This is a genomic window from Silvania hatchlandensis (genome assembly GCF_025564065.1).
GTDB classification, from domain to species: Bacteria; Pseudomonadota; Gammaproteobacteria; order Enterobacterales; family Enterobacteriaceae; genus Enterobacter; species Enterobacter hatchlandensis.
In genome coordinates, this window is record NZ_JAMGZK010000045.1 from 86,983 (window position 1) to 110,257 (window position 23,275).

General features: G+C 56.9%; 26 protein-coding genes. 8 read left to right on the forward strand and 18 right to left on the reverse strand.

Annotated elements, in window-relative coordinates:
- Positions 1 to 3: 3 nt before the first annotated feature.
- From gspK to gspC, 9 genes are read right to left on the reverse strand one after another with little or no spacing between them, the layout of a single operon-like run.
- Complete coding sequence (gene gspK / locus M8014_RS08610) at positions 4 to 1,017, reverse strand: type II secretion system minor pseudopilin GspK (protein WP_271282105.1); 1,014 nt, start codon at positions 1,015 to 1,017, stop codon at positions 4 to 6.
- Positions 1,014 to 1,697, reverse strand: a complete 684-nt coding sequence (gene gspJ / locus M8014_RS08615; RefSeq protein ID WP_271282106.1) for a type II secretion system minor pseudopilin GspJ — start codon at positions 1,695 to 1,697, stop codon at positions 1,014 to 1,016. The genes gspK and gspJ overlap by 4 nt, the downstream gene beginning before the upstream one ends.
- The gene (gene gspI, locus M8014_RS08620; protein WP_271282107.1) at positions 1,694 to 2,074 is read right to left on the reverse strand and encodes a type II secretion system minor pseudopilin GspI; all 381 of its coding nucleotides are present in this window, start codon (positions 2,072 to 2,074) and stop codon (positions 1,694 to 1,696) included. The genes gspJ and gspI overlap by 4 nt, the downstream gene beginning before the upstream one ends.
- A complete protein-coding gene (gene gspH, locus M8014_RS08625) occupies positions 2,067 to 2,552 on the reverse strand; it encodes a type II secretion system minor pseudopilin GspH (protein WP_271282108.1) in 486 nt (161 codons plus the stop codon). Before gspH ends, gspI begins: the two co-directional genes overlap by 8 nt.
- The gene (gene gspG / locus M8014_RS08630) at positions 2,552 to 2,995 is read right to left on the reverse strand and encodes a type II secretion system major pseudopilin GspG (protein WP_271282109.1); all 444 of its coding nucleotides are present in this window, start codon (positions 2,993 to 2,995) and stop codon (positions 2,552 to 2,554) included. Before gspG ends, gspH begins: the two co-directional genes overlap by 1 nt.
- Before the next feature lie 2 nt (positions 2,996 to 2,997).
- The gene (gspF, locus tag M8014_RS08635) at positions 2,998 to 4,206 is read right to left on the reverse strand and encodes a type II secretion system inner membrane protein GspF (protein WP_271282110.1); all 1,209 of its coding nucleotides are present in this window, start codon (positions 4,204 to 4,206) and stop codon (positions 2,998 to 3,000) included.
- Positions 4,206 to 5,684 (reverse strand): type II secretion system ATPase GspE, encoded by a 1,479-nt coding sequence (gene gspE, locus M8014_RS08640; protein WP_271282111.1) that lies wholly within the window; start codon positions 5,682 to 5,684, stop codon positions 4,206 to 4,208. The genes gspF and gspE overlap by 1 nt, the downstream gene beginning before the upstream one ends.
- Positions 5,685 to 5,695: 11 nt before the next feature.
- Positions 5,696 to 7,606, reverse strand: coding sequence for a type II secretion system secretin GspD (gene gspD, locus M8014_RS08645; RefSeq protein ID WP_271282112.1), 1,911 nt, complete (start codon positions 7,604 to 7,606; stop codon positions 5,696 to 5,698).
- A gap of 13 nt (positions 7,607 to 7,619) precedes the next feature.
- Positions 7,620 to 8,351 carry a type II secretion system protein GspC gene (gspC, locus tag M8014_RS08650; RefSeq protein ID WP_271282176.1) on the reverse strand — a complete coding sequence of 244 codons (732 nt, stop codon included), beginning with the start codon at positions 8,349 to 8,351 and terminating at the stop codon, positions 7,620 to 7,622.
- Between the two features lie 294 nt (positions 8,352 to 8,645).
- Between gspC and M8014_RS08655 the strand changes: the two genes are divergently transcribed.
- Both M8014_RS08655 and M8014_RS08660 read left to right on the forward strand, forming a co-directional pair.
- Complete coding sequence (locus M8014_RS08655) at positions 8,646 to 10,196, forward strand: peptidoglycan-binding domain-containing protein (RefSeq protein WP_271282113.1); 1,551 nt, start codon at positions 8,646 to 8,648, stop codon at positions 10,194 to 10,196.
- The gene (locus tag M8014_RS08660; RefSeq protein ID WP_271282114.1) at positions 10,196 to 10,765 is read left to right on the forward strand and encodes a hypothetical protein; all 570 of its coding nucleotides are present in this window, start codon (positions 10,196 to 10,198) and stop codon (positions 10,763 to 10,765) included. The genes M8014_RS08655 and M8014_RS08660 overlap by 1 nt, the downstream gene beginning before the upstream one ends.
- On the opposite strand, the gene M8014_RS08665 is transcribed toward M8014_RS08660, so the two are convergent.
- From M8014_RS08665 to M8014_RS08675, 3 genes are all read right to left on the reverse strand, one after another.
- Positions 10,759 to 11,382 (reverse strand): helix-turn-helix domain-containing protein, encoded by a 624-nt coding sequence (locus M8014_RS08665; RefSeq protein ID WP_271282115.1) that lies wholly within the window; start codon positions 11,380 to 11,382, stop codon positions 10,759 to 10,761. The two genes, M8014_RS08660 and M8014_RS08665, sit on opposite strands and share 7 nt — an antisense overlap.
- 263 nt (positions 11,383 to 11,645) lie before the next feature.
- Positions 11,646 to 12,476, reverse strand: coding sequence for an N-acetylmuramoyl-L-alanine amidase (locus tag M8014_RS08670; RefSeq protein WP_271282116.1), 831 nt, complete (start codon positions 12,474 to 12,476; stop codon positions 11,646 to 11,648).
- Positions 12,473 to 12,796: a heavy metal-binding domain-containing protein gene (locus tag M8014_RS08675; protein WP_271282117.1), complete on the reverse strand. Its 324-nt coding sequence runs from the start codon at positions 12,794 to 12,796 to the stop codon at positions 12,473 to 12,475. The genes M8014_RS08670 and M8014_RS08675 overlap by 4 nt, the downstream gene beginning before the upstream one ends.
- Positions 12,797 to 12,913: 117 nt before the next feature.
- Between M8014_RS08675 and M8014_RS08680 the strand changes: the two genes are divergently transcribed.
- The 6 genes from M8014_RS08680 (at position 12,914) to artJ (ending at position 17,421) form a co-directional block, all read left to right on the forward strand.
- On the forward strand, positions 12,914 to 13,432 hold the full coding sequence (locus M8014_RS08680) for a lipoprotein (RefSeq protein WP_271282118.1): 519 nt from the start codon (positions 12,914 to 12,916) through the stop codon (positions 13,430 to 13,432).
- Between the two features lie 213 nt (positions 13,433 to 13,645).
- Positions 13,646 to 14,374 (forward strand): arginine ABC transporter ATP-binding protein ArtP, encoded by a 729-nt coding sequence (artP, locus tag M8014_RS08685; protein WP_271282119.1) that lies wholly within the window; start codon positions 13,646 to 13,648, stop codon positions 14,372 to 14,374.
- A gap of 19 nt (positions 14,375 to 14,393) precedes the next feature.
- Positions 14,394 to 15,125, forward strand: coding sequence for an arginine ABC transporter substrate-binding protein ArtI (gene artI / locus M8014_RS08690; RefSeq protein ID WP_271282120.1), 732 nt, complete (start codon positions 14,394 to 14,396; stop codon positions 15,123 to 15,125).
- Positions 15,126 to 15,131: 6 nt separating this feature from the next.
- On the forward strand, positions 15,132 to 15,848 hold the full coding sequence (artQ, locus tag M8014_RS08695) for an arginine ABC transporter permease ArtQ (RefSeq protein WP_271269364.1): 717 nt from the start codon (positions 15,132 to 15,134) through the stop codon (positions 15,846 to 15,848).
- On the forward strand, positions 15,848 to 16,516 hold the full coding sequence (gene artM, locus M8014_RS08700; RefSeq protein ID WP_271282121.1) for an arginine ABC transporter permease ArtM: 669 nt from the start codon (positions 15,848 to 15,850) through the stop codon (positions 16,514 to 16,516). Before artQ ends, artM begins: the two co-directional genes overlap by 1 nt.
- Positions 16,517 to 16,689: 173 nt before the next feature.
- Complete coding sequence (gene artJ / locus M8014_RS08705; protein WP_271269362.1) at positions 16,690 to 17,421, forward strand: arginine ABC transporter substrate-binding protein ArtJ; 732 nt, start codon at positions 16,690 to 16,692, stop codon at positions 17,419 to 17,421.
- A gap of 89 nt (positions 17,422 to 17,510) precedes the next feature.
- Here artJ and M8014_RS08710 read toward each other — a convergent pair whose 3' ends face one another.
- The 6 genes from M8014_RS08710 to potH form a co-directional block, all read right to left on the reverse strand.
- Positions 17,511 to 18,980 (reverse strand): sensor histidine kinase, encoded by a 1,470-nt coding sequence (locus M8014_RS08710; protein ID WP_271282122.1) that lies wholly within the window; start codon positions 18,978 to 18,980, stop codon positions 17,511 to 17,513.
- The gene (locus tag M8014_RS08715) at positions 18,977 to 19,669 is read right to left on the reverse strand and encodes a response regulator transcription factor (protein WP_271282123.1); all 693 of its coding nucleotides are present in this window, start codon (positions 19,667 to 19,669) and stop codon (positions 18,977 to 18,979) included. The genes M8014_RS08710 and M8014_RS08715 overlap by 4 nt, the downstream gene beginning before the upstream one ends.
- A gap of 93 nt (positions 19,670 to 19,762) precedes the next feature.
- Positions 19,763 to 20,896 (reverse strand): 23S rRNA (uracil(747)-C(5))-methyltransferase RlmC, encoded by a 1,134-nt coding sequence (gene rlmC, locus M8014_RS08720; protein ID WP_271282124.1) that lies wholly within the window; start codon positions 20,894 to 20,896, stop codon positions 19,763 to 19,765.
- 40 nt (positions 20,897 to 20,936) lie between these two features.
- Complete coding sequence (locus M8014_RS08725) at positions 20,937 to 21,410, reverse strand: YbjO family protein (RefSeq protein WP_271282125.1); 474 nt, start codon at positions 21,408 to 21,410, stop codon at positions 20,937 to 20,939.
- A 65-nt stretch (positions 21,411 to 21,475) separates the two neighbouring features.
- Positions 21,476 to 22,321 carry a putrescine ABC transporter permease PotI gene (gene potI, locus M8014_RS08730; RefSeq protein WP_271282126.1) on the reverse strand — a complete coding sequence of 282 codons (846 nt, stop codon included), beginning with the start codon at positions 22,319 to 22,321 and terminating at the stop codon, positions 21,476 to 21,478.
- Positions 22,318 to 23,268 carry a putrescine ABC transporter permease PotH gene (gene potH / locus M8014_RS08735; protein WP_271282127.1) on the reverse strand — a complete coding sequence of 317 codons (951 nt, stop codon included), beginning with the start codon at positions 23,266 to 23,268 and terminating at the stop codon, positions 22,318 to 22,320. Before potH ends, potI begins: the two co-directional genes overlap by 4 nt.
- Positions 23,269 to 23,275: the final 7 nt, after the last annotated feature.

Genomic DNA, 23,275 nt, shown 5'->3' on the forward strand with positions numbered 1-23,275 from the left:
TTGTTATTCAATCATTCGGTAACGACGTTGCCACGTGACGATTTCGCCCGCTTCGCTGTTCACCTGAAGCTGGCTGACCACGCGCAGCGTTAAATCGTCGGTGTTACCGGTGTAGTTAACCCGGAAGTAGCGACTGTTAACGGCCACTGCTTCGGCAACCTGTGTTAAATCGTCTTTCAGCTGCGGGAAGTCTTGCTCCAGCGCCTTACTGAAAGCCTCAACGTTTTCCCATCCCGCCTCCGGACGCGCCGCGAGCAGTCGGGCGGCGTCATCCTCCGTCAGTTTTCCCACAAACAGCGCCGCCAGCAGTTTTGCCTGCTCAGGCTTAAGGGTATTGACGTTGATCTTGCTGCTGGCATCCGGCAGGGCGCACAGCAGCCCGCTGACTTTGGCGTATGCCGCCGCCGGAAACGCAGGCAGTAACCTGATTTCGCTGATGTTGCGCATCATCTGGTTGGCGGGTAACCGCGCGGGCTGCACGCCTGCCCAGGCATCGCTCTCCTGGGCCGCTTTCAGCGTGGTGCTGTCGCCGTCCAGGTAGTCCACTAACTGCTGATAGACCTGCTCAGCGGTGAGCTGATCCAGACCCGCGTCAGCCAGCAGCTGCTCAACTGTCAGCTGTTTACGGGGTTTTTCCGGGGGGGTTGACGCGGCCGGATCCTTCGCCGCCTTCTCCTCCGCGAGCAGGTTATTGACGTTGAAACAGTCCTGCGCATCCTCGACCTGGCTCAACACCGTGTAATATTCCCCCTGCGTCTCAAGGGGCTGATGCCACTCACCGTCCGGCTCCAGGGCGTTCTCGCCGCTGGCGGCGGTTTGCAATAGCTGCTTCACCGCCTGCTCCTGGCGCTGCATCGCCCAGCGCAGCTGCTGCTGACTCACCTGATAGTGGGTTTTCTGTAAATTGCGGCAGAACTGCTGGCTGATTCTGGCCGCCAGGGCCGACATCATTACCAGCAGAATAAGCACCACCAGCAGCGCAACGCCCCGCTGCCGATTGAGATTGCTTCTGGTCATGGCTGAGCGTCCGGCGCGGGCGTCGCCGCCTGTTCTGGGGCGGATACCGTCGCCTGTTCTGAAGCGGACTCCGTCTTCTGATCTTCAGGTTTTTCGACCGTTTTCACGGCAATCTGCGGCTGCGGCATATCGCCAGGGGTAGTAAACACCCAGCGCCAGGTGTCGCCGCTCTCCATGGTCAGCGTCAGCTCGACACCTTGTGGCTGATGCGTACTGTCGCGCCAGCCTTTCAGCCATGCATCGCTGAAAAACCGCCACTGCACGGCTTTCACCTCAGAGACAATCAGCACCTCTTCCGGTTTAACGCCGGCCGGGCTGTCGATGGTCGGCCACACGTCGCGCCACAGCCGATGATCGTCAAACCGCCAGCGTACCCGCTCAAGCTGGACCGTCCCGCTCACGCCGTTGAGGGTGGTCAGCTCAATGGCGTTCTCATCCTGGCGAAAAACGTCAGGTTCATTGCGCGGCGCACGGGCCTGCTGCTGAAAAAAATCACGTGCCAGCAGGCTCCAGGCGCGCTGGATCTGATTGAGTCTGGCTGCGTTGCGATCGGTGGCGTTGCTGGTACGCATCGCGCCATCGAGGATCTGCCAGGCGAGCGTGCTAATCACCGCAAAAATGGTTAGCGCAATCATGATCTCCAGCAGCGTAAAGCCGCCCTGGCTCTGCAGTTTTTTCACTTTATCTCCTCCGGGGACAGAACCCGCATCGCCACAACCGGCTGGCTCTCATCCCCTTCGGCATAGACCAGGATCTCATCCGCCCAGCGTTTATCGGCGACCTTCACCCGCTGCATACGCCAGTTCCAGTTGCGCCCGCCCATCAACTCCGTGCCCTGCTGCTCTGCATCCGGGAAGTCACTTTTGGTCAATTGCGCTTCGGCGAGCTGGTTCTCAGCCACCCAGCTGGCCTGCAGGGTATCGGCAAGACCGTGGGTGAAGCGCACGTTCAGGGAGACCGAGTTCATTAATGCCAGCGCGGCGGTGGAGAAGATCACCAGAGCGACCATCACCTCCAGCAGCGTCATCCCGCGCTGCGACGCATTACGTTTAGCCATCGTTTTCTACCATAACCGGCGGCGCGCCCTGGGACACGACACGGAAATGATGTGCTTTATCGGCACTCTGTAACGTCAGGGTGAAACGGCTCATCTCGCCGTCCGGTAAAAAGACGATCTGCGGCTCGGCACCGGGCGTGGTGGCCAGGCGCTGCGGAGAGAGCGAGACGTGCATCTCTTCAGGGAAACGCCCTTCGGTGGTGATACGTCGTTGCACTAACGGTGCCCAGCTGCGCTCGCCGTTTTTTTCATCCAGCGTCATCAGCTGATATTTGTCCGTCGTGATCGTCAGGCCCACAATATTTCCATCCATCACCGCGCGATCGGAACCATATTCAATAACGGCTTTTAATTGCTGGCCAAATATATCCGCGCCGCTACGTGATGGTATTGTAGAGACCACCATCATGGCGCAGCTGGCGAATATCACCAGAGCGAGGATAATTTCCAGCAACGTAAAGCCGCGTTGTTTGTTCATTATTTTTTATCGAGAGACCAGTTGGTAATATCGTCTGGGGTATTGGCTTCGCCGTCCGGACCCGCAGAAAACAGGTCAATAGCGCCATGCTCGCCAGGGCTGACCAGAATATAGTCGCTGCCCCACGGATCCTGCGGCAGGCGGCGAATATAACCGTCGGCGCGGTAGCCGCCAGGGATCGGTGCGATTTCAGGTTTGGTGACCAGCGCCTGCAGTCCCTGTTCGGTGGTGGGATAACGGTGGTTATCCAGCTTATACATATCCATCGAGCCTTCCAGTGCCACAATATCGCTGGTCGCTTTCTGGGCATCAGCCTTCTCTTTATTGCCCATCAAATTCGGCACCACCATGCTCGCCAGTACGCCGAGAATAACAATCACCACCATTAATTCGAGCAAAGTAAAGCCCGCCTGGCGTGCCAGGTTTTTTCGTTTCATCGCCATAATTAACCTACCATGTTATTAAGTTGCAGAAGCGGTTGTAATATTGACATCACAATAAACAGAACAATGGTCGCCATAGAGACCACCAGCGCTGGCTCAAATACCGACAGCGTTAAGGTAATGCGATGTTGTAATGCCGATTCCTGATTTTCTGCCGCCCGATCCATTAAATTGCCCAATTCACCGCTCTCTTCGCCGGAGGCAATCATATACAGCATGGTTGGCGGAAATAATTTCGCCTGCTCCAGGGCGGCATACAGCGATGACCCCTGGCGTACGGTATCGGCCGCCTGCTCGAGCACCTGGCGAGCATAAAGATTTTCGATACCGTCCATGGCGATATACATGCCTTCCAGCAGCGGTACGCTACTGGCCTGCAAAATGCTCAGGGTGCGGATGTAGCGCGCGCTGTTGATGGCGCACACTAGCTTTTTGATCGGCGAGGCGTTAACCAACCAGCGGTTCCAGATAAAGCGGTGGGTGGTTTTCTTCAACCAACTTTTAAAGCCGATAAAACCTGCCGCCAGTCCGCCGCAGAGAAACAGGCCGTACGCCTGCAGAAAATCACTTACCGCAATCAGCGTGCGGGTGGTGATCGGCAGTTGCTGTTTCATATGGGTGAACTGTTCGATAACCTGCGGCACCACCGCCACCAGCAGAATGCCGATCACCGCCACCGCCACCACCGTCAGGGTAATCGGGTAGACCATCGCCTGAGTGAGCTTGCTTTTCATCTTCTGGCGCTGCTCGTTGTACTCCGCCAGTTTTTCCAGCACGTCCCCCAGATGACCGGTTTTTTCCCCGGCCATCACCAGCGTGCAGTAGAGCTTGTCGAAGGTGCGCGGAAACTGGCTAAAGGCGTCAAACAGCGTGTGCCCTTCCACTACCTTTTCGCGGATTTCCGTCACCATCGCCGCCAGCTTTTTATCTTCGGACTGTCTGGCAATCGCCTTCAGGGCACTTTCCAGCGGCAGCGCGGCATTGATCAGCGTCGACAGCTGACGGGTAAACATCGACAGCACTGGCGTGGAGAGTTTTATCCCTTTCTGAGCGCTCCCGGCGGCGCTGCTTTCGCGGGTAACCGCAATGCTCACCGGCATCAGCTTTTGCTCGCGCAGCGCCTGACGAACCTGCTTTGGCCCTTCGGCCTGCATCTTGCCGCGCTGGGTTTTGCCCGCCGCGTTGGTCGCCGTCCACGCATACCACGCCATTATTCCTCTCCTCCGCGTTCGGCGGTGACGCGCATCACCTCTTCCAGGGAGGTGATGCCGGAGATCACTTTCATCAGGCCGTTTTCCCGCAGGCTGTAGGCCTGCTTAAACAGCTGCGTTTCGATAGACATTTCATCTTTGTCTTCATGGATAGCACGACGCATCCCGCTATCCACCACCAGAAATTCATGTATTCCGGCGCGCCCCTGATAGCCGCCCTGGCGGCATTTCTCACAGCCTACGGCACGATAAATCGCCTTCGGCGGCGTCGTCATAAAGCTGAAAAGCTGCCGTTCATTGTCATCCAGCGGACGGGTGGTACGGCAATGAGTACAGAGTCGACGCACCAGACGCTGAGCAATAACCCCCAACAGGGAAGAACCGATTAAAAAGGATTCCAGCCCCATATCCCGCAGGCGGGTGATGGCCCCAGCCGCACTGTTGGTGTGCAAGGTCGACATCACCAGGTGACCGGTCAGCGACGCCTGTACCGCAATTTGCGCGGTTTCGCCGTCACGGATTTCGCCGATCATGACCACGTCCGGGTCCTGACGCAGGATGGCGCGCAGGCCGCGGGCAAAGGTCATGTCAACCCGGGGGTTAACCTGGGTTTGCCCAACGCCTTCCAGCTCATACTCGATGGGATCTTCAACGGTGAGAATATTGCGCTCGTGGCCATTCAGCGCCGACAGAATGGCATACAGGGTGGTACTTTTCCCGGAGCCGGTCGGGCCGGTGACCAGGATAATGCCATGCGGGCGGGCAATCAGCTCTTTAAGCTGAGCCAGCTCGTCGTCAATCAGCCCCAGCTTGTTGATGTCCGGCTGCAGGTTACTTTTGTCCAGCAGACGCATGACCACCCGCTCGCCGTACTGGGAGGGAATGGTGGAGACACGCACGTCGATGGCTTTGCGCCCGATACGCAGCGAGATACGCCCATCCTGGGGCAGGCGTTTTTCGGCGATATCAAGCTTCGACATCACTTTGATCCTCGACACCAGCAGCGGCGCCAGCTTGCGCGCCGGCTGCAGCACCGGGCGTAGCACGCCGTCGACGCGAAAGCGGATGCTCAGGGTGCGCTCGAAGGTTTCAATATGAATATCCGACGCGCCCTCTTTCACCGCCTCGCCAAGAATGGCGTTGATGAGACGGATCACCGGCGAGTTTTCATCGTTATCCAGCAGATCCTCGTTGTCGGGGATCTCCTCGGTCAACGCCAGCAGGTCAATGTCGGCATCCATGTCATCCACCAGCTGCTGAGACACGCCGCTGTTCTGCTGCCAGACTTTGGTCAGCATCTCGTCAAAGGCTTCTGCCGTCAGAACCGTCGGGGTAAAGGATCGCCCCAGCACCCGGCGCATCTCCAGCAGGGCGAACGCCGGGGTGTTATCGCGGATAAAGACCTGCTCCTGATAAATCAGGACCCCGTTATCCTTTGCGTAGCTGCTGGTGCATAAAACGTTACTTAGCTCATCCATCCTCCACCCCCTTACTCTTTAAAAGGATTGCGGGCGGCCGCAGTGTTGCCGGTGCTCTGATGCGGGTAGGCTGGCAGCACCGCTGTGTCAGTGTTGGAAATAATGCCCAGCTTTCTCTCTTCCATACGCTGCTGCTGACGGGCGCGGATCTGGTCATATTTTTCCTTCGATGACGCGCTGTAGGTGTCGTCGTCACGCAGGACGGTGGTATGGATAAAGACCATCAGATTTCGTTTCGAGGTATCCTGAGAGGTGTAGCGGAACAGCTGCCCCACCAGCGGGAGATCCCCCAGCAGCGGCACTTTCGAGACGTTCTGCTTAGTCACGTTCTCCATTAACCCGCCAAGCACCACCGTCTGCCCACTGTGGACCATCACTTCGTTATTGATGGTACGGGTGTTGAAGGTCGGGCCGAGGCTGGCATCTTCCGTCGCGCTGGCATCCACGCTGGAGACTTCCTGCTCAATCTTCATATGAATGATGTCCCCGTCGTTGATCTGCGGAACAATTTTCAGCTTGGTACCGACGGTTTTACGCTCCACCGAGTTAAAGACGTTATCACCGCTGGTGGTCTGGGAACCGGACAGCACCGGCACGTCCTGACCGACATTGAACGACGCCTCTTTGTTATCCAGCGTCACCACGCTCGGGGTCGAGAGAATGTCGTTTTTACCATCGGTGGCAAGGGCGGTCATCAGCGCGCCAAAATCACCGTTAAAGAAGCCGGTCGCCATACCGGTAAAGTTGGACCCTTTAATGATGCCGTTCTTAACCTGACTAATCGGCATGCCGGTGGCGCCAAACTGTACGCCGCCATGTTTGCTGGTCCACTGCACGCCAAGGTCGAGGCCGTTGCCGTCCTGCACTTCGGCAATGATCGCCTCCACCAGTACCTGCGGACGACGGATATCGAGCTTGTCGATCACTTTTTCCAGCGAGTTCATGACGTTAGGCTGGGCAGTGATCACCAGTGAGTTGGTGGCCTCATCCGCGGTGATATTCAGGTCGCTGCTGGCGGAGGCCGTTTTGCTTTTTGCCGCTGGCGCTTTGTCTTTCAGCTGTTCGCCAATGCCGGTCAGGACCGGCACGACTTTGCTGGCATTCGCATACTTCAGGTAGAAGACGCGGGTATTGCCCTCGTTATTTTGTTCGCGATCGAGCTGATTAATCAGCAACCGGGTGCGCGCCCGGGCGTCTTCCGGACCGCTGATCACCAGGCTATTGGTTTCATCATCGGCAACCACTTTGGTCGCCAGCTGTGGCGCGTTCTGCCCCTTCTGCTCTTCATTGCTGAGATTATTCAACATCTCGCCAAGGGGTTTCGCCGAAGCGTAGCGTAGCGGCACGATTTCACGGCGCTGAACGCCGGAGCGATCTACCCGCTCCACCAGATCCACAAGCCGGTTCACCACCGAGGCGCGTCCGGTGAGCAACAGCACGTTGGAGGGTTCAAAATGCACCACATTGCCGATGCCGGAGGCGTCGTTCAACTGGCGCAACAGCGGGGCCAGCTCGCGTACCGGCACGTTCTCCATGCGCACCACGCGGGTGATTATCTCATCGCCCTTACCCGGATTTTTGCTGTCGGCCAGCGGCACGCCGGCGGTACGTGCCACGCTGGAGCGCACCACCTTCACCATGCCGTTATCCATTGGGATAACCGTCAGGCCATAGACATCCAGCACGCTGAGGAAGAACTGATAATATTCATCCTCGGTGAGCACGTTGTAGGTCCTGACAGAAACGGTGCCCTGAACGGACGGGTCCACCAGAATCGTTTTATTCAGGTTGCGGCTTACCGTATCGATAAATTCGCGAATATCGGTATTCTTAAAGCTGGCGCTAAAATTAGCGGCCAGCAGCGAACTGGAAAACAGCGAGGCAGCAGTGAACGCCAGACACGCCCAGGGAATTTTCTTCATGGTTTTACACTTGTTAATTGTTTAAAACATTAACCCGAATATTTTCAAGGTGAGCGTGACGTTTAACTACAACCTCCGCCTCTCTCATTTTCGACCAGCTGGCGATAATAATTTTCGCCTGTTCTTCTTTCGTCATATCGACGGTGTTCACTTTCACAACCACGTCGCCTTTTTTCAGTCCGCTGTGGCTAAAAAAAGCCGACGCGTTCCTTGGCTTAATTTGATATCCCTCGAGATGACCGTTGTCGAACCGGGGTTTCAGCACTAAATAGTCGTTAAGGTGTAAATTATTTAAACCCGGTTCCATCTGCGGGGCAGGCATGGGGGCACTGTTAATATCACCTTTAAAATAGTCGGGGCGTTTAATCGCCAGCGTTTGCGGGCTGCCCTGATAGTTAATCACGACATTGTCGCGATTGATCTCTTCCACCCAGGTATCGGGGTAGCCCGTCAGGCTCTCGCCTTCGCGATAGCTCTGCTGCCCGGAAGGCGTTTTTATCACCGCAAACGACATCCAGGCCTCGTCGCTACGGATAATGCCCTCCACCTCGGCGTTGATCGGCGCTTGCACCGTCCGCTGCGCAGCGGGCTGGCTCACTGCTGGCTGGAAAAGGGCAAAATCTTGCACCTTTTCCCGATCACTATCCGACACAGGGTCAGCCTCAGATAATTTATCGCTGACCTTTTTATACTGTTTTAAAACAACATATCCCTGATGCCCGCTGGATATCAGCAGAATAAACATCACGCAGGGTGTTATCAGGCTATAAAGACGCTGCATCCTCATTATTTAACGAACCTTTTAAATGCAGAAACTGACAGTTGGGCTGTTTAAGAATGACCTAATACTAATGACCTGACATGGCGTGCTCCACCGGGATTGCCAGCAAATTTAGTGCGGAAAAATATTGACCCGCAATAATGCAGATGTTAGGTGTTATTCAGGTTATTTTTCTCCTGTTTGCAAATTGAACATCACGGCGACATCCCTTACTTTCGGCGGTGAATATCTGTTTTTGTCATCCCGGGGTGTGTCGTTATGTATCTGAAACATTTTAAACTCGCAGGCCAGCCTTTTATGAAGGTGACCCGTTCAGCGGGTGAGTTCTTTGTGCCTTACCATCAGGATGTGTCAGGCATGCTGCGGGAGAAATCACGCACGCCGGGGGTTATCGGACTGTTTTCCGACGACGAACCCTTGCTCAGCCAGTTCAGCAGCGAACTGCTGGCACAGACGACCGGGGTAGCCATTAATGCGTTTCCCAAACTGAGCGCCAGCGCCCTGCTGTATAAGCTCAAACCGGACAACACCGATGCCAAAAACAGACTTCATGCCATTGATGCAGTGCTGCGCCAATGGCATGAGGCGTATTCCTCCTGCCGTACCCACGGCCTGGTGCTGAGTATTTCTGCGATTCAGGCGATGCAGGACAAAAGCTGGGACGTTCTGGGCATGTTGCTGACCCGCGCTCAGGAGCGCGGTCTGCCACTCACTCTTCTGCTGACCGGGACTGTAGATCAGGAGGCACGTCTGCTGGCCCATTCCGGTCTCGGTGCCCGGGTGCATACGCGCCATAGCTTGCGCGCCCTCACCGGTCGCGAGTGCCTGGATTATGTTCAGGCGCAAACCGCCCATCACGGCGCAGAAACCTCACCGTTCACCCCGGCCCGCATTCGGCGGATGCAGACCCTGACCAAAGGGTGCATCAGCCAGCTAAATGCGCTGGCGCACCTGGCACTGCTGGCCGCATGGACTGAACGCGCCGGACTGGTGGGGACACGTCATCTGCGTCTGGCGGCGGGCGAAGTCCTGCCGATCAAGCGAAGCAACAGACGTCTGGCGACAGTAGGGCTGGTTGCCTGCATGATATTTGCTGCCTGCGGCTGGCATTTTTCTACGGCCATAACGGCCGCGCTGCCGTTCAAACCGCCAGTACCTGCCCGCTGGATCCCGCAGATGAAACATCAGCAGGCGCCGGTCCAGCCGGTTTTCGATCGCGAAGTGGTGAACCAGCCGGATGCCATGCATCAGCTTTACATCATGTGGGGATATGACGCCTCAACCGGGGAGGCGCTATGCCAGAATGCCGGGCGGGTGAATCTGCAGTGTAAGCAGGGTAATGCTCCGCTGTCGACGCTGGAGCAGGAGGAGTATCCGTGGGTCAGCGAGCTGAAAACCGGGGATCACCTGAACTACGCGGTGGTGGCGCGGGTCGGGAAAGACTCCCTCGATCTGCTGATGAATAATCGTACCTGGCAGGTGAGCCGGAGCTGGTTTACCCGGCACGCCACCGGAAATTATACCCTGCTGCACCGCCTGACGCCGTCCGGTAGAGAGGCCATCGGTGCGGCCAGCGATAAACAGGATCTGGACTGGATCGACACCCAGCTGAGCCTGGCCCTGAATGAACCGGAAACCCACGCCCATCGTTGGACCCAGACGCTGGCGGACCGCACCCGCGAATTCCAGCAAAAAAATCGCTTACACGTCGATGGCCTGCCAGGGGAAGAGACCCTGATGCAGTTGATGCGCGTGAATAATATCACCCCCACTATTGTGACACCCTTGACGCAGGGAGAAACGCACTGATGTCCACAATCTGTCTGGCTGCCCAGCGCAGCTATACCACCGGCGAGGCGGTATTTTTTTCGTACCGCCTGCCCTCAATAAGCAAGGTGCTGACCAGCCTGATGTGCCTGTGCGTCATGCTTGCGGTAGGCATTTATGCCCATCTGCTGCGGGATTTGCGCTATCCTGCGCCCGCCGAAAAACCGGTTAAGGTCGTCAACCCTGACACCCAGCTGTCGGATATGCACTATGTGTATGTGTCAAAACCCTTCCCGCAGCCAACACCGACGCCGTTGCCGGCAATACCGTTTCCCGCCCCCGAAGAGAGCCCGGTGATGGATAATACCCCCGACTGGCAACAGCCCCCGGACGGCGATATTCAGGAGCAGGCACTGCCCGCCACGCACGAAAATTTGCACACCCCAACATTGCAGGAACGCTTTATGCAAGCGGTAAAAGAACAGCAATTAGAGTATTCGCAAGGGAAAATTCCACCCGAGCCGAAAGCTGAGACGTCAGATAACGGACATGAGGTAAGAAAATCCCCTTCGGGGAGATCCGAAGGGGACGAAAGACGAGAAGTTCAGTAGCGTTCCGGGAGGGAGTTAATTGAAATCAACTTGCCCTTTTCGACAACAATATATTGACCTTTTTTCAGGTCAGAAAGGATTTTAATAATGGTACTGCGCGCCAGATTAGTGTACTCCTGAATATAGTCATAAACATTAACATCACGTTTATGCTGAACGATCAGTTCGTTAATCTCCAGCAGGAATTCGCGCACCACAGAATAGGCACTGCGGGCGACTAAAACATCATCACGCTTACTGAGAACACTGATATACCAGGCCAGGATCTTGCTGAATTCCGCCCAGAGATTATGCTCGCCGATCAGTCGTTCAAAATCCGTTTTTTTGATGGAACGGATCACTGTGGCGGTGCGGGCCAGACCGTACATGTGGCTTGCATTGCTGTAAACGGCGGAAACCCCCAAAAAGCCCGAATTACGCATAATGAACATGCTTAATTCATCGGATTTACGGCGGATTTCCACCTCACCGCTTACCACAATGTGAATATAGTCAGGATCGGCAGTAATAATTTTTTGCCATTTCTTTAACGTTTTTTCTGGACACTCTGCGGTTGCAGCAACAATCGCTTCCATCGCCTGTTGCGGGCGGCATTTTTTACTGTATATGCTTAACATAAGTATGCCTGTTAATGTTCCTTATTAGAAAGAGAGCCGTGCGACCCTCCTGTCAAAAATAGTAAATTGACCAGGTTAAATTTAGTTTCAGGATATATTTACTGAGCGTCACTCCCGTTTTATTAACTGAATTTCTTAGCGGGCCAGGGATGCATAGTAAATCTGCGTAAAATTAAGTCAATTAACTAAAAATAAATTGAGGATGTACTTAAGATTAATCTTATGCACAATTAAGCAGGACGGGGAACCGGTACCATACAGGCTTATCTCTGCCCATACTTCTCGAGTAAGGCTTCGGCAATGGCCAGGGTTTCTTCATCAGCAACCCCGTTCCACACCTGCGGACGAAAATGCATCTGGAACGCCATGATTATGCGTTTCTGCTGCGCCGGGGAGATATTCTCAGGCACCTCATAACCGTAACGGGCTAAGCGATCCAGCAATAACCCGGGATCCACAGGCTGCCACGGTGATTGCCCGTTCAGATAAAACGTCACCCGGGCGGGGTCTGGCCATGCACCTATCCCCTGCTGCGCCAGCGCCTGCCAGGGAAACAGCGGCCCCGGATCGTCTTTGCGCTGCGGGGCGATATCCGCATGGGCCACCACGTTCTGCGGCTTGATGTCGTAACGCTGAATGATGTCCTTCGCCAGCGGGATCAGGGCGGCAATCTGCGCCGCTTCAAACGGGACGAAGCGTTTCTGACCGCCGCTTTTTTGCCAGCCGCGGTTTTCCAGCTCAATACCAATCGAGGTGTCGTTGATGCGCGTGGCCCCGCGCCAGAAGCTAACCCCGGCATGCCAGGCCAGATCGCGCTCCGGCACCAGCTGCCAGATCCGCGGTTTGCCGTTGTGCTGGGGCGGGATCGCCGGGATCAAATAGTGGGAGCTGACGTTTTTATCCGTCAGGGTGGCCAGCGAGCTGTCAAAATCATCGGCGGTGTAGTGGATCACCAGCACCTTAATGCGCGGATAGGCCGCCTGCGCCTGGCGACGGGCGTCCAGCTCATAGGCCCCTTTATCGACAATCCCTTTTTCGGCGGCGCAGCCTGCCAGCAACAGCGCCAGCAGGCTTAGCGAAAGCGCCCGCTTCATCGGCGCGTTTTCACCGCAGTGCCGCTGACGGTGACCATCAGCATGCTGGCGTCTTTGCCGACAGTTTCATAATCGATGTCGATGCCGACCACCGCGTCGGCACCCAGCGCCTTGGCCTGCTCGCCCAGCTCTTTAAAGGCGATTTCACGGGCTTTGCGCAGCTCTTTTTCATAGGCGCCAGAGCGACCGCCGACGATGTCGCGGATACCGGCAAAAAAGTCGCGGAAGATATTGGCACCGAGGATGGCTTCTCCGGTGACAACACCGCAGTACTCGCTGATCGGCTGCCCTTCCAGGGTTGGGGTGGTGGAAAATTGCATCTGCTTCTCCTTAATGGTGCGTGATGTGCCTAAGCGTATAAGAACAAAACCATTATCGGATCGTTACGCTATGATTTAAAGGTTAGTTAATTATTGCAGCCTAATAAGGAAATCAACATGCGCTATTCTGCTTTGACGCTTTTAGTGCCGTGCGCGCTGCTGCTCAGCGCCTGCACCACCCCGGTTAACCCAGCTTTTAAGGATATTGGAACCCGCAGCGGCAACTGCATTGTCGGCGGTCCGGATGCCGTAGCTCAACAGTTCTACGACTACCGCATTAGCCACCGCAGTAACGACATGACCGCACTGCGCCCGTATCTGAGCGACAGTCTGGCGCAGCTGCTGAGCGATGCCAGCCGCGATCCGCAGCATAAAAACCTGCTGAAAGACGATCCGTTCTCCAGCCGCACCATTGCGCCGCAAACCGCCGAAGTGGCCAGCGCCTCCACCATCCCCAATACCGACGCGCGCAATATTCCCCTGCGGGTGAAACTGACCCAGGGCAGCGAATCCTGGCAGGATGAAGTGTTGATGATCCGCGAGGGGCAGTGCTGGGCAATTGACGATGTGCGCTACCTCGGCGGCAGCGTTCATGCCCCGGCGGGCACCCTGCGCCAGTCCATTGAGAACCGTTAAGCCAATAAAACCCCGCAAAATGTCTGGCATTTCGTGAGGAATGCCGACATTTATTCTCGCCGCCCTTCCCGCTCGCTATTTTGTGCTATGTTTAGGTGTGCTCGCGGTTTATATTTAACTTTTAACGCAGAAATATTGCATAACTATTCTGCCGACGGTACTATTTGCGGCCTCAATAGCTATAAACAGCCTGGATGAGTAAAGACTGCCCCGATGAGTATTCAACTAAACGGCATTAACTGCTTCTACGGCGCACACCAGGCGCTGTTCGATATCACCTTAAATTGCCCTGAGGGCGAGACGCTGGTTCTGCTTGGCCCCAGCGGTGCAGGCAAAAGCTCGCTGCTTCGCGTCCTCAATCTGCTTGAAATGCCCCGCTCCGGCACGCTGGATATTGCTGGCAATCACTTTGATTTTGCCAAATCGCCGTCTGAGAAAGCGATCCGCGATCTGCGTCAGAACGTCGGCATGGTCTTCCAGCAGTACAATCTCTGGCCACACCTTACCGTGCAGCAAAACCTGATTGAAGCCCCGTGCCGCGTGCTGGGCCTGTCTAAAGAGCAGGCGCTGGCACGTGCCGAGAAGCTGCTGGAGCGTCTGCGTCTTAAGCCTTACAGCGATCGCTATCCTCTGCACCTCTCTGGCGGTCAACAGCAGCGTGTGGCCATTGCCCGCGCCCTGATGATGGAGCCTGCCGTGCTGCTGTTTGACGAACCCACCGCCGCGCTGGATCCCGAGATCACCGCCCAGATCGTCAGCATCATTCGTGAGCTGGCAGAAACAAACATTACGCAGGTGATCGTGACCCACGAAGTGGAAGTGGCGCGTAAAACCGCCAGCCGCGTGGTGTACATGGAAAACGGTTATATCGTCGAGCAAGGCGATGCTCGCTGCTTTGCCGAGCCGCAGACCGACGCGTTCAGAAATTATCTGTCTCACTAATTGAATCGAGAAAACGACAATGAAAAAAATAGTGATTGCCGCGCTGCTTGCCAGCATCAGCCTTTCTGCAACAGCCGCTCAGACCATTCGTTTTGCTACGGAAGCGTCTTACCCTCCGTTTGAGTCTATCGACGCCAACAACAAGATTGTCGGCTTCGATGTGGATCTGGCAAACGCGCTGTGCAAAGAGATCGACGCGACCTGTACCTTCGCTAACCAGTCTTTCGACAGCCTGATCCCCAGCCTGAAATTCCGCCGTATCGATGCGGTTATGGCCGGGATGGACATCACGCCTGAGCGTGAAAAGCAGGTGTTGTTCAGCACCCCGTACTATGAGAACTCAGCCCTGTTCATCGGTCAGAAAGGCAAATACGCCTCGATTGACGCACTGAAAGGCAAAAAAGTGGGCGTGCAGAACGGCACCACCCACCAGAAATTCATTATGGATAAGCACCCGGAAATCACCACCGTCCCGTACGACAGCTATCAGAACGCCCGCCTGGATCTGCAGAACGGCCGTATTGACGCAGTGTTTGGCGACAACGCCGTGGTAACCGAATGGCTGAAAGCCAACGACAAGCTGGCTTCCGTCGGCGACAAAGTGACCGATAAAGACTACTTCGGCACCGGCCTGGGTATCGCGGTCCGTCAGGGCAACACCGAGCTGCAGCAGAAATTCAACGCTGCGCTGGAAAAAGTGAAAAAAGATGGCACTTACGATTCCATCTACAAAAAATGGTTTCAGAAGTAAGACCTGATGAACGAATTTTTTCCATTAGCAAGCGCCGCCGGGATGACCGTCGGCCTTGCCGTTTGTGCGCTGATCATCGGCCTGGTGCTGGCGATGGTCTTTGCGGTCTGGGAGTCGGCTAAATGGCGTCCTGTCGCCTGGACCGGCTCTGCACTGGTGACCCTTCTTCGCGGCCTGCCGGAAATTCTGGTGGTGCTGTTTATCTATTTCGGCTCGTCACAGCTGCTGCTGATGCTGTCGGACGGCTTTACGCTCAATCTGGGCGTGGTGCAAATCCCGATTCAGATGCAGATCGAGAACTTTGACGTCAGTCCGTTCCTCTGCGGCGTGATCGCCCTCTCCCTGCTCTATTCCGCCTATGCGTCGCAAACGCTGCGCGGGGCGCTGAAAGCGGTACCCATTGGCCAGTGGGAGTCGGGTCAGGCGCTGGGGCTGTCGAAAACGGCAATCTTCTTCCGTCTGGTGATGCCGCAGATGTGGCGTCATGCGCTACCGGGGCTCGGCAACCAGTGGCTGGTGCTGCTGAAAGATACCGCGCTGGTGAGCTTAATCAGCGTCAACGACCTGATGTTGCAGACCAAAAGCATTGCCACCCGTACCCAGGAGCCGTTTACCTGGTACATCGTGGCGGCAGCCATCTACCTGGTGATCACGTTGCTCAGTCAGTACATCCTCAAGCGTATTGACCTGCGTGCGACGCGCTTTGAACGGAGACCAGGCTGATGCTTGAGTATTTACCCGAACTGATGAAAGGGCTGCACACCAGCCTGACGCTGACGGTGGCCTCGATTATCGTGGCGCTGGTGCTGGCGCTGATTTTCACTATTGTGCTGACGCTGAAAACGCCGGTGCTGGTGTGGATTGTGCGCGGCTACATCACCCTGTTTACCGGCACGCCGCTGCTGGTGCAGATCTTCCTGATTTACTACGGCCCGGGTCAGTTCCCGTCGCTGCAGGAATATCCGGTGCTGTGGCACCTGCTCTCTGAGCCGTGGCTGTGTGCGCTGCTGGCCCTGTCGCTGAACAGTGCCGCCTATACCACCCAGCTGTTTTACGGTGCAATCCGCGCCATCCCGGAAGGGCAATGGCAGTCCTGCGGTGCGCTGGGGATGAGCAAGAAAGACACCCTGGCGATCCTGCTGCCGTACGCGTTCAAGCGCGCCCTCTCCTCTTACTCCAACGAAGTGGTGCTGGTGTTCAAGAGTACCTCGCTGGCCTACACCATCACTCTGATGGAGGTGATGGGTCACGGGCAGCTGTTGTACGGGCGCACCTACGACGTGATGGTGTTCGGTGCGGCGGGGTTGATTTACCTGGTGGTGAACGGCCTGCTGACGCTGCTGATGCGTGTGGTTGAGCGCAGAGCACTGGCGTTTGAACGTCGCAACTAGAACTGCATAAAATCCGGTATTAAAGGCGGGCAAGTCTAACGACAGCCCGCCTTTTTTTATGCCGCTAATAATATTTAATCATTTTTATTGCATACAAATTCATTAAATGGCATTGTAGCTCCCAGCCGCAGACAGGGCACATAATGACAAGATTGACAGACGGGAGCTTCACAATGAAAAAGTTAGTTCTGGCCGCATTACTGGCAACCTTCGCCGCAGGCGCCACCGCCGCAGATAAAATCAGCTTCGGCGTTTCGGCTACTTATCCGCCGTTCGAGTCGCTGGATGCCAGCAACCAGATCGTTGGCTTTGATATCGACCTGGCGAAAGCGCTCTGTACCCAGATGCAGGCCGATTGCACCTTTACTAACCATGCGTTTGATAGCCTGATCCCGGCGCTGAAATTCAAAAAATATGATGCGGTGATCTCGGGTATGGATATCACCCCGGAGCGTAGCAAGCAGGTCTCCTTCACCGAGCCGTACTACGCCAACTCGGCGGTGGTGATCGCCAAAAAAGGGGCGTACACCTCTTTTGACCAGCTGAAAGGCAAGCGCATCGGCATGGAAAACGGCACCACGCACCAGAAGTACCTGCAGGATAAGCATACCGAAGTGAAAACTGTCGCTTACGACAGCTACCAGAACGCAATTATCGACCTGAAAAATGGCCGTATCGATGGCGTGTTTGGCGACACGGCAGTGGTCAACGAGTGGCTTAAAACCAACCCACAGCTGGGTACCGCCACTGAAAAAGTGACCGATCCACAATACTTCGGTACCGGTCTGGGCATTGCAGTACGTCCGGATAACAAAGCCCTGCTGGAGAAACTGAACGGCGCCCTGAAAGCGATTAAAGCTGACGGCACGTATCAGAAAATCAGCGATAAGTGGTTCCCACAGTAAGTTTTTTTGCCGGGTGGCGGCTTCGCCTGCCCCGGCCTACAGGGTGGGGATTTTGTAGGCCGGGTGAGCATTAATGCCACCTGGCACTCTTAAAACGGCACATAAAAACGAAAACAAGCTCCTCTCGCCACCTCCATCAGCCTGATCTCTCCTCCGTGCAGTTCCAGCATCCGCTTCACAATCAACAACCCCAGTCCGCCCCGGTTGTCCCGTGACGCCTGTGGGCTGAGTGCCGATGGCCGCAGGAAAAGCGTGTCGCGCAGATGGTCGTCAATGCCCGGTCCGCTGTCGTTCACTTCAACCTGTAGCTGTTCACCCTCCTGCCACACCTTCAGGCCAATCTCCCCGCCCGGGGGCGTATGACGAATGGCGTTATCCAGCAGATTGGTCACCACCCGTTCGATCATCGACAGATCGGCGTTGATCATCGGCAGCGGGCGTGGCACGTCAATATGCAGCCGCAGCTGACGGGTCTCTACCGCCAGGTCAAACTTTTGCGCCACGTCGGAGATAAGCTCCCCGATGGCAAAACGCTCGCGTTGCGGTTTGATGCTGCCGTGCTCCAGCCGCGCCAGCTCAAACAGCTGCTGCGACAGGTGGCGGACCTTATGCCCCTGGCGCAGGGCAATCGCCAGGTAATGCTGGCTCTCCTCTGCGGAGAGGGTGGCGGATTTTAGCGACAGGGTTTCCAGATAACCCAGCAGCGCGGTCAGCGGGGTGCGCAGGTCGTGGGAGATATTGGCGATAAACTCCCGCCGCTGGCGGTCGCTGTCGGCCAGCTGATCCCACTGGCTGGCAATCTTTTGCGCCAGTTCGATAAAGTTATTGCGCAGTAGCGCCACCTCACCCGCGGGCTGCGACTCAAGGGGCCGGGCGGCCAGCTGTTTGATGGCGCTGATGCTGTCCTGCTCCAGCCCGCTGACCTCATGGGTCAGCAGCCTGACCGGACGCGTAACCCAGTACCAGACCAGCCCACCGGCCAGCGCACCAAACAGCGCCACCAGCAGCAGCGACCACAGCACCGTGCGCCACAGGGTTTTCTGCCACGCCTGTTCGGCCAGCGCATTCAACTCTTCCCCCTGCAGAATGATATACAGATAGCCGTGCAATTCGCCGTTCTGGCGCAGGGGGGCAACGCTGAACACTTTCTGCTTATCGCTGCGCGGATCGTCACCGTAAACCGGCATCGTGGCGCCGCTCAGCGCTTGCTGAACCGGGGTGATGGAGACGCTTTGCCGTTTGATATGCCCCGGCGGCGCGGCATCGGCCAGCAGCTCACCCTGCGGGGAGAGGATATACAGCTCGACGCTGGGATTGAAGGTCATCAGGCGGTTAAACAGCGGCTGAAGCGCGCTGCGCTCGACCTGGCCCTGCTTATCCAGCAGCGGCTCGCGCTGGATAATGTGCTGTGCCAGACCGCCGGAGAGCCGCTGCACCATCGCATCCCCGTACTGCTTGCTGGCCCAAAGCTGCACCCCACAGGCGACGATGGCGCACAGGCTCAGCAGGGCAATAAACAGCAGCGTCAGGCGCTGGCTGAGGGTGAGACGGCGGATCATAGTGGGCGCTCCGCGAAGAGATAGCCTTTCCCCCAAACGGTACGGATGACCTGCGGCTCGGCGGCGTCGACTTCAATCTTGATCCGCAGGCGGTTGATGTGGGTGTTAACGGTATGTTCGTAGCCTTCGTGCTGGTATCCCCACACTTTGTCGAGCAGCGCCAGGCGAGAGAACACCTCCCCAGGGTGACGGGCAAAAAAGTAGAGCAGATCGAATTCGCGCGGCGTCAGGTCGATGACTTCGCCGCGTAGCTGGACGCTGCGCGCCAGCGGGTCAATGGTCAGACCATGGGCCGTAATCAGCCCGGCGGTATGCTGGCCCATCGCCTGCTGACGGCGGAACAGCGCCCGGATGCGCGCCACCAGCTCCTGCACCGAGAAGGGTTTAGCGAGGTAATCATCGGCCCCGGTTTCAAGCCCGAGAATGCGTTCGGTTTCACTGCTGCGGGCGCTAATGATAATCACCGGCAGGTAGTGATCGCGCGCGCGGATCGCCCGACAGAGGGTCAGCCCGTCAACGTTGGGCAGCATCAGATCGAGGATCACCGCATCCCAGCGTGGGTCGTCCACCGCCCGCAGCGCGCACGCCCCGTCTGCCTCATGGGTGATCTGGTAGCCCTCGTCCTCTAAATTCAGGCGCAGCAGCGCGGCAATATCGCCGTCGTCTTCCACCAGTAATATGTGCTTCATCGGTCAACCTTATCTAAGCCAGATAGATAAAGCTTACCCGATTTCAGGCGCGGGCAACGTTCACATTTTGTTTAACATTGTGGAGTGAGGGCATCAGGCGTTGGACTTGACCAGTAGCGTCAGTACTTCGTAGTGCGCGGTATGCGGGAACATATCGAACAGCTGGACGCGCGCGATGCGATACCCGGGCAGATCCCGGAGATCTTTCGCCATCGTCTGCGCATTGCAGCTTGAGTAGATAATAAACGGCGGGGCCATCTGGCTCAGGTAGTCGCACAGCGCTTTGCCAATCCCGCGACGCGGGGGGTTGACCAGCACCAGGTCCGGCACATCTTGCTGACCGGTGGCAAACTGGGTTGAATCCAGCGCCTGGAAATGCAGATTTGTTAACCCCAGCTCGCTGGCCGACTGCGTGGCACAGGCGATCGCCTCGGCGGAGATTTCGATTCCGGTCAGGCGCATCTGCGGCGTGGCGCAGTGCAGACCAAAGCCACCGACGCCACAAAACAGATCCCACATATGGTTCACCGGCAGCAGGCCGACCCAGTCGCGCGCCGTGGCGTACAGCTGGCTGGCCACCGTCGGGTTGGTCTGGAAAAAGCTTTTCGGGCGGATCCACAGCGGCACGTCGTTGAAGCGCTCGGCCAGCGCCTGCGCCGGAGTAAAGAAGATCTCCTCCTCCCCTTCCATGATCGCCATATGCACTGGCTGAATGTTCGCGGTGATCACCTTCAGCTGCGGCAGCTGTTCCTGCAGCCACGGCAGCGCCGCGCGCAGCTGGGCGACTTTAGCGTCGGAGCGCAGCACAAATCGCAGCATCATCCCGCCATCCTGCTGGCTTTCGGTCAGCAAAAGATACTTCAGCTCGCCGCGCTTGCGCTCGACGCTGTAAGGCGTAAGGCCCGCGCGGGCGATAAAGGGTTTCAGGGTCGCAAAGACCGGGGCGAAAGAGGCGGGATAGAGCGGACAGTCGGTCAGATCTTCTGGCGTGCCGTCGCGGTGCAACATTCCAAGCAGCGGTTTTTCGACGCTGCCGCTCACCACCATTTTGGCTTTATTGCGAAAAGCCTGCTCCGGCCCGCCGATCGGCGCGCACCACTCCGCCACCGGTAAGTCAGACAGTAATGTCTGCAGGTCGGACATTTTGGCGGAAAGCTGAGAAGAGACCGGCTGTTCAATCCACTGACAGGAGCGGCAGCGACCGGCGTCATAGAGTGCGCACTGCATAACAAAACCTTAATACGTCTGGGGGCAGCGATTATACACGTTATTGCAAACGGAAAAACCGTCGGCTGGCAGGCGGAATAAACAGCAGGCACAGCACCAGCACATCGGGCAGCTTTTGCATCATCAGGGTGCGGAAAATTTCCTGTTTGGTCTCACCGGGGATGCTGAAAAGCTCCGGATAACCGTAGCCCAGCGACGAGGCCCACAGGTACGCGGTGGTGATGGCGTGGATCAGCATATAGACCCAGCGCGCCCAGTTGCGCCCCTTGATCAGTGAAAATGCGCAGTAGATCTCGGCAGACACCAGCAGCAGGCTGCTAAAAAACACCAGCGTTAAGCTCCAGCTCTGCACGCTGCGGTGGATAAACTCGGCGATGCCGTGCACCCCGAGGGTGCTGAAAATCATCACCAAATCGAGACCGCGGATCAAAATAATGGCGAGCGCCGCCACCTGAACCAGCGCAGGGACGTTTAGTCGGGCATGGGTATGGCGTGTTTTTTTAAAAAATCCCAATGTTTCACTTCCCTGAAAAACAGTGCCGCGACAAGCGCGGCACTTTACGGGAAATTTTAATCGTTTCAGTGGCGCCTTGCACGCTGGATATCACGCACGCGTTGTTTTTCAGACCGCGCCATCAGATACCAGGCGATAAGCCCGACAATGCCGACCACGCCAAGAATCAGCGTCGCCAGAGCATTTATCTCCGGATTAACCCCCATTCTGACGCTGGAGAAGACCAGCATCGGCAGCGTGGTAGCCCCCGGGCCGGAGACGAAGCTGGCGATCACCAGATCGTCGAGCGACAGGGTAAACGCCAGCAGCCAGCCGGAAATCACCGCCGGCATGATCATCGGTAAGGTGATGATAAAGAACACCTTCAGCGGCGTGGCGCCCAGATCCATCGCCGCCTCTTCAATCGAGTGGTCCAGCTCGCGCAGCCTGGAAGAGATCACCACCGCCACGTAGGCGGTACAGAAGGTGACGTGCGCCAGCCAGATGGTCAGCATGCCGCGATCCGACGGCCAGCCAATGGCGTGCCCCATGGCCACAAACAGCAGCAGCAGCGACAGACCGGTGATCACATCGGGCATCACCAGCGGGGCGGTGATCATAAAGGCAAAGCCGTTTGCGCCGCGAAAACGACCAAAACGCACCATCACCACCGCCGCAATGGTGCCGAGAATGACCGCCATCGTGGCCGCACAGGCGGCAATGGTCAGGCTTAAGCCGACGGCGCTCATCATCGCGTCGTCGCGAAACAGCTCCCCGTACCAGCGCGTGGACCAGCCCGCCCACACCGTCACCAGCTTCGAGCTGTTAAAGGAGTAGATCACCAGCATCAGCATCGGGGCATACAGGAAGGTAAAGCCGACCACCAGGATCAGGATCCGCCACGGAGAGCGCACTACCGGTAAGTTGTTCATCCGTGATCCCCCATCTGTTTCTGCTGATATTTGTGGAACCACATGATCGGCACGATCAGCAGCAGCAACATCACGATCGCCACCGCCGAGGCCACCGGCCAGTCGCGGTTATTGAAGAACTCCTGCCACAGCACGCGGCCAATCATGATGCTGTCCGGACCGCCGAGCAGTTCCGGGATCACGAACTCGCCAACCGCCGGGATAAACACCAGCATTGACCCGGCGATAATCCCGCCTTTGGTCAGGGGCACGATCACGCTGAAGAAGGTTTTCAGCGGACGAGCACCGAGATCCAGCGCCGCCTCGACCAGCGAGTAGTCGATGCGCGTCAGGGCGGTGTAAATCGGCAGCACCATAAACGGCAGATAGGCGTACACAATCCCGATATAGACCGCCAGATTGGTGTGCAGAATAGTCAGGGGCTGATCGATAACCCCCAGCCAGAGTAAAAAGTTGTTCAGCACGCCGTTGTTTTTCAGGATCCCCATCCAGGCATAGACGCGGATCAGGAACGAGGTCCATGACGGCAAAATCACCAGCAGCAGCAGGATATTGCGCGTCGACGGCTTACTGTGCGCCACCGCCCAGGCCAGCGGATAGCCCAGCAGCAGACAGCAGATAGTCGCCACACCCGCCACCTGCAGCGACTGCAGATAGGCCTCAAAATAGAGCGGATCGTCGGTGAGCTGAAGGTAGTTGCCCAGATTGAGGGTCACCGACAGCTGAGCGTCGGCCCAGGCCACCAGATCGCTGTACGGCGGGATCGCGCGCGCCATCTCCGCAAGACTGATTTTGAACACAATCAGGAACGGCAGCAGGAACAGCAGGATCAGCCACAGGTATGGCAGGCTAATCACCAGCTTGCGCCCGTGCGCCATCTGCATTCGGGTCAGCCAGGACGTTTGCGTGCCCATTGGTGTGCGGGCCGCAGGTTCAGGTTTGTTCATTGCCCTT

What these genes read in the sequence shown, in the direction of transcription:
- gspK (WP_271282105.1), bottom strand. Translation starts at nt 1,017, where the DNA reads ATGACCAGAAGCAATCTCAATCGGCAGCGGGGCGTTGCGCTGCTGGTG.
- gspI (WP_271282107.1), bottom strand. Translation starts at nt 2,074, where the DNA reads ATGGCTAAACGTAATGCGTCGCAGCGCGGGATGACGCTGCTGGAGGTG.
- gspH (WP_271282108.1), bottom strand. Translation starts at nt 2,552, where the DNA reads ATGAACAAACAACGCGGCTTTACGTTGCTGGAAATTATCCTCGCTCTG.
- gspG (WP_271282109.1), bottom strand. Translation starts at nt 2,995, where the DNA reads ATGGCGATGAAACGAAAAAACCTGGCACGCCAGGCGGGCTTTACTTTG.
- gspF (WP_271282110.1), bottom strand. Translation starts at nt 4,206, where the DNA reads ATGGCGTGGTATGCGTGGACGGCGACCAACGCGGCGGGCAAAACCCAG.
- gspE (WP_271282111.1), bottom strand. Translation starts at nt 5,684, where the DNA reads ATGGATGAGCTAAGTAACGTTTTATGCACCAGCAGCTACGCAAAGGAT.
- gspD (WP_271282112.1), bottom strand. Translation starts at nt 7,606, where the DNA reads ATGAAGAAAATTCCCTGGGCGTGTCTGGCGTTCACTGCTGCCTCGCTG.
- gspC (WP_271282176.1), bottom strand. Translation starts at nt 8,351, where the DNA reads ATGTTTATTCTGCTGATATCCAGCGGGCATCAGGGATATGTTGTTTTA.
- M8014_RS08655 (WP_271282113.1), top strand. Translation starts at nt 8,646, where the DNA reads ATGTATCTGAAACATTTTAAACTCGCAGGCCAGCCTTTTATGAAGGTG.
- M8014_RS08660 (WP_271282114.1), top strand. Translation starts at nt 10,196, where the DNA reads ATGTCCACAATCTGTCTGGCTGCCCAGCGCAGCTATACCACCGGCGAG.
- M8014_RS08665 (WP_271282115.1), bottom strand. Translation starts at nt 11,382, where the DNA reads ATGTTAAGCATATACAGTAAAAAATGCCGCCCGCAACAGGCGATGGAA.
- M8014_RS08670 (WP_271282116.1), bottom strand. Translation starts at nt 12,476, where the DNA reads ATGAAGCGGGCGCTTTCGCTAAGCCTGCTGGCGCTGTTGCTGGCAGGC.
- M8014_RS08675 (WP_271282117.1), bottom strand. Translation starts at nt 12,796, where the DNA reads ATGCAATTTTCCACCACCCCAACCCTGGAAGGGCAGCCGATCAGCGAG.
- M8014_RS08680 (WP_271282118.1), top strand. Translation starts at nt 12,914, where the DNA reads ATGCGCTATTCTGCTTTGACGCTTTTAGTGCCGTGCGCGCTGCTGCTC.
- artP (WP_271282119.1), top strand. Translation starts at nt 13,646, where the DNA reads ATGAGTATTCAACTAAACGGCATTAACTGCTTCTACGGCGCACACCAG.
- artI (WP_271282120.1), top strand. Translation starts at nt 14,394, where the DNA reads ATGAAAAAAATAGTGATTGCCGCGCTGCTTGCCAGCATCAGCCTTTCT.
- artQ (WP_271269364.1), top strand. Translation starts at nt 15,132, where the DNA reads ATGAACGAATTTTTTCCATTAGCAAGCGCCGCCGGGATGACCGTCGGC.
- artM (WP_271282121.1), top strand. Translation starts at nt 15,848, where the DNA reads ATGCTTGAGTATTTACCCGAACTGATGAAAGGGCTGCACACCAGCCTG.
- artJ (WP_271269362.1), top strand. Translation starts at nt 16,690, where the DNA reads ATGAAAAAGTTAGTTCTGGCCGCATTACTGGCAACCTTCGCCGCAGGC.
- M8014_RS08710 (WP_271282122.1), bottom strand. Translation starts at nt 18,980, where the DNA reads ATGATCCGCCGTCTCACCCTCAGCCAGCGCCTGACGCTGCTGTTTATT.
- M8014_RS08715 (WP_271282123.1), bottom strand. Translation starts at nt 19,669, where the DNA reads ATGAAGCACATATTACTGGTGGAAGACGACGGCGATATTGCCGCGCTG.
- rlmC (WP_271282124.1), bottom strand. Translation starts at nt 20,896, where the DNA reads ATGCAGTGCGCACTCTATGACGCCGGTCGCTGCCGCTCCTGTCAGTGG.
- potI (WP_271282126.1), bottom strand. Translation starts at nt 22,321, where the DNA reads ATGAACAACTTACCGGTAGTGCGCTCTCCGTGGCGGATCCTGATCCTG.
- potH (WP_271282127.1), bottom strand. Translation starts at nt 23,268, where the DNA reads ATGAACAAACCTGAACCTGCGGCCCGCACACCAATGGGCACGCAAACG.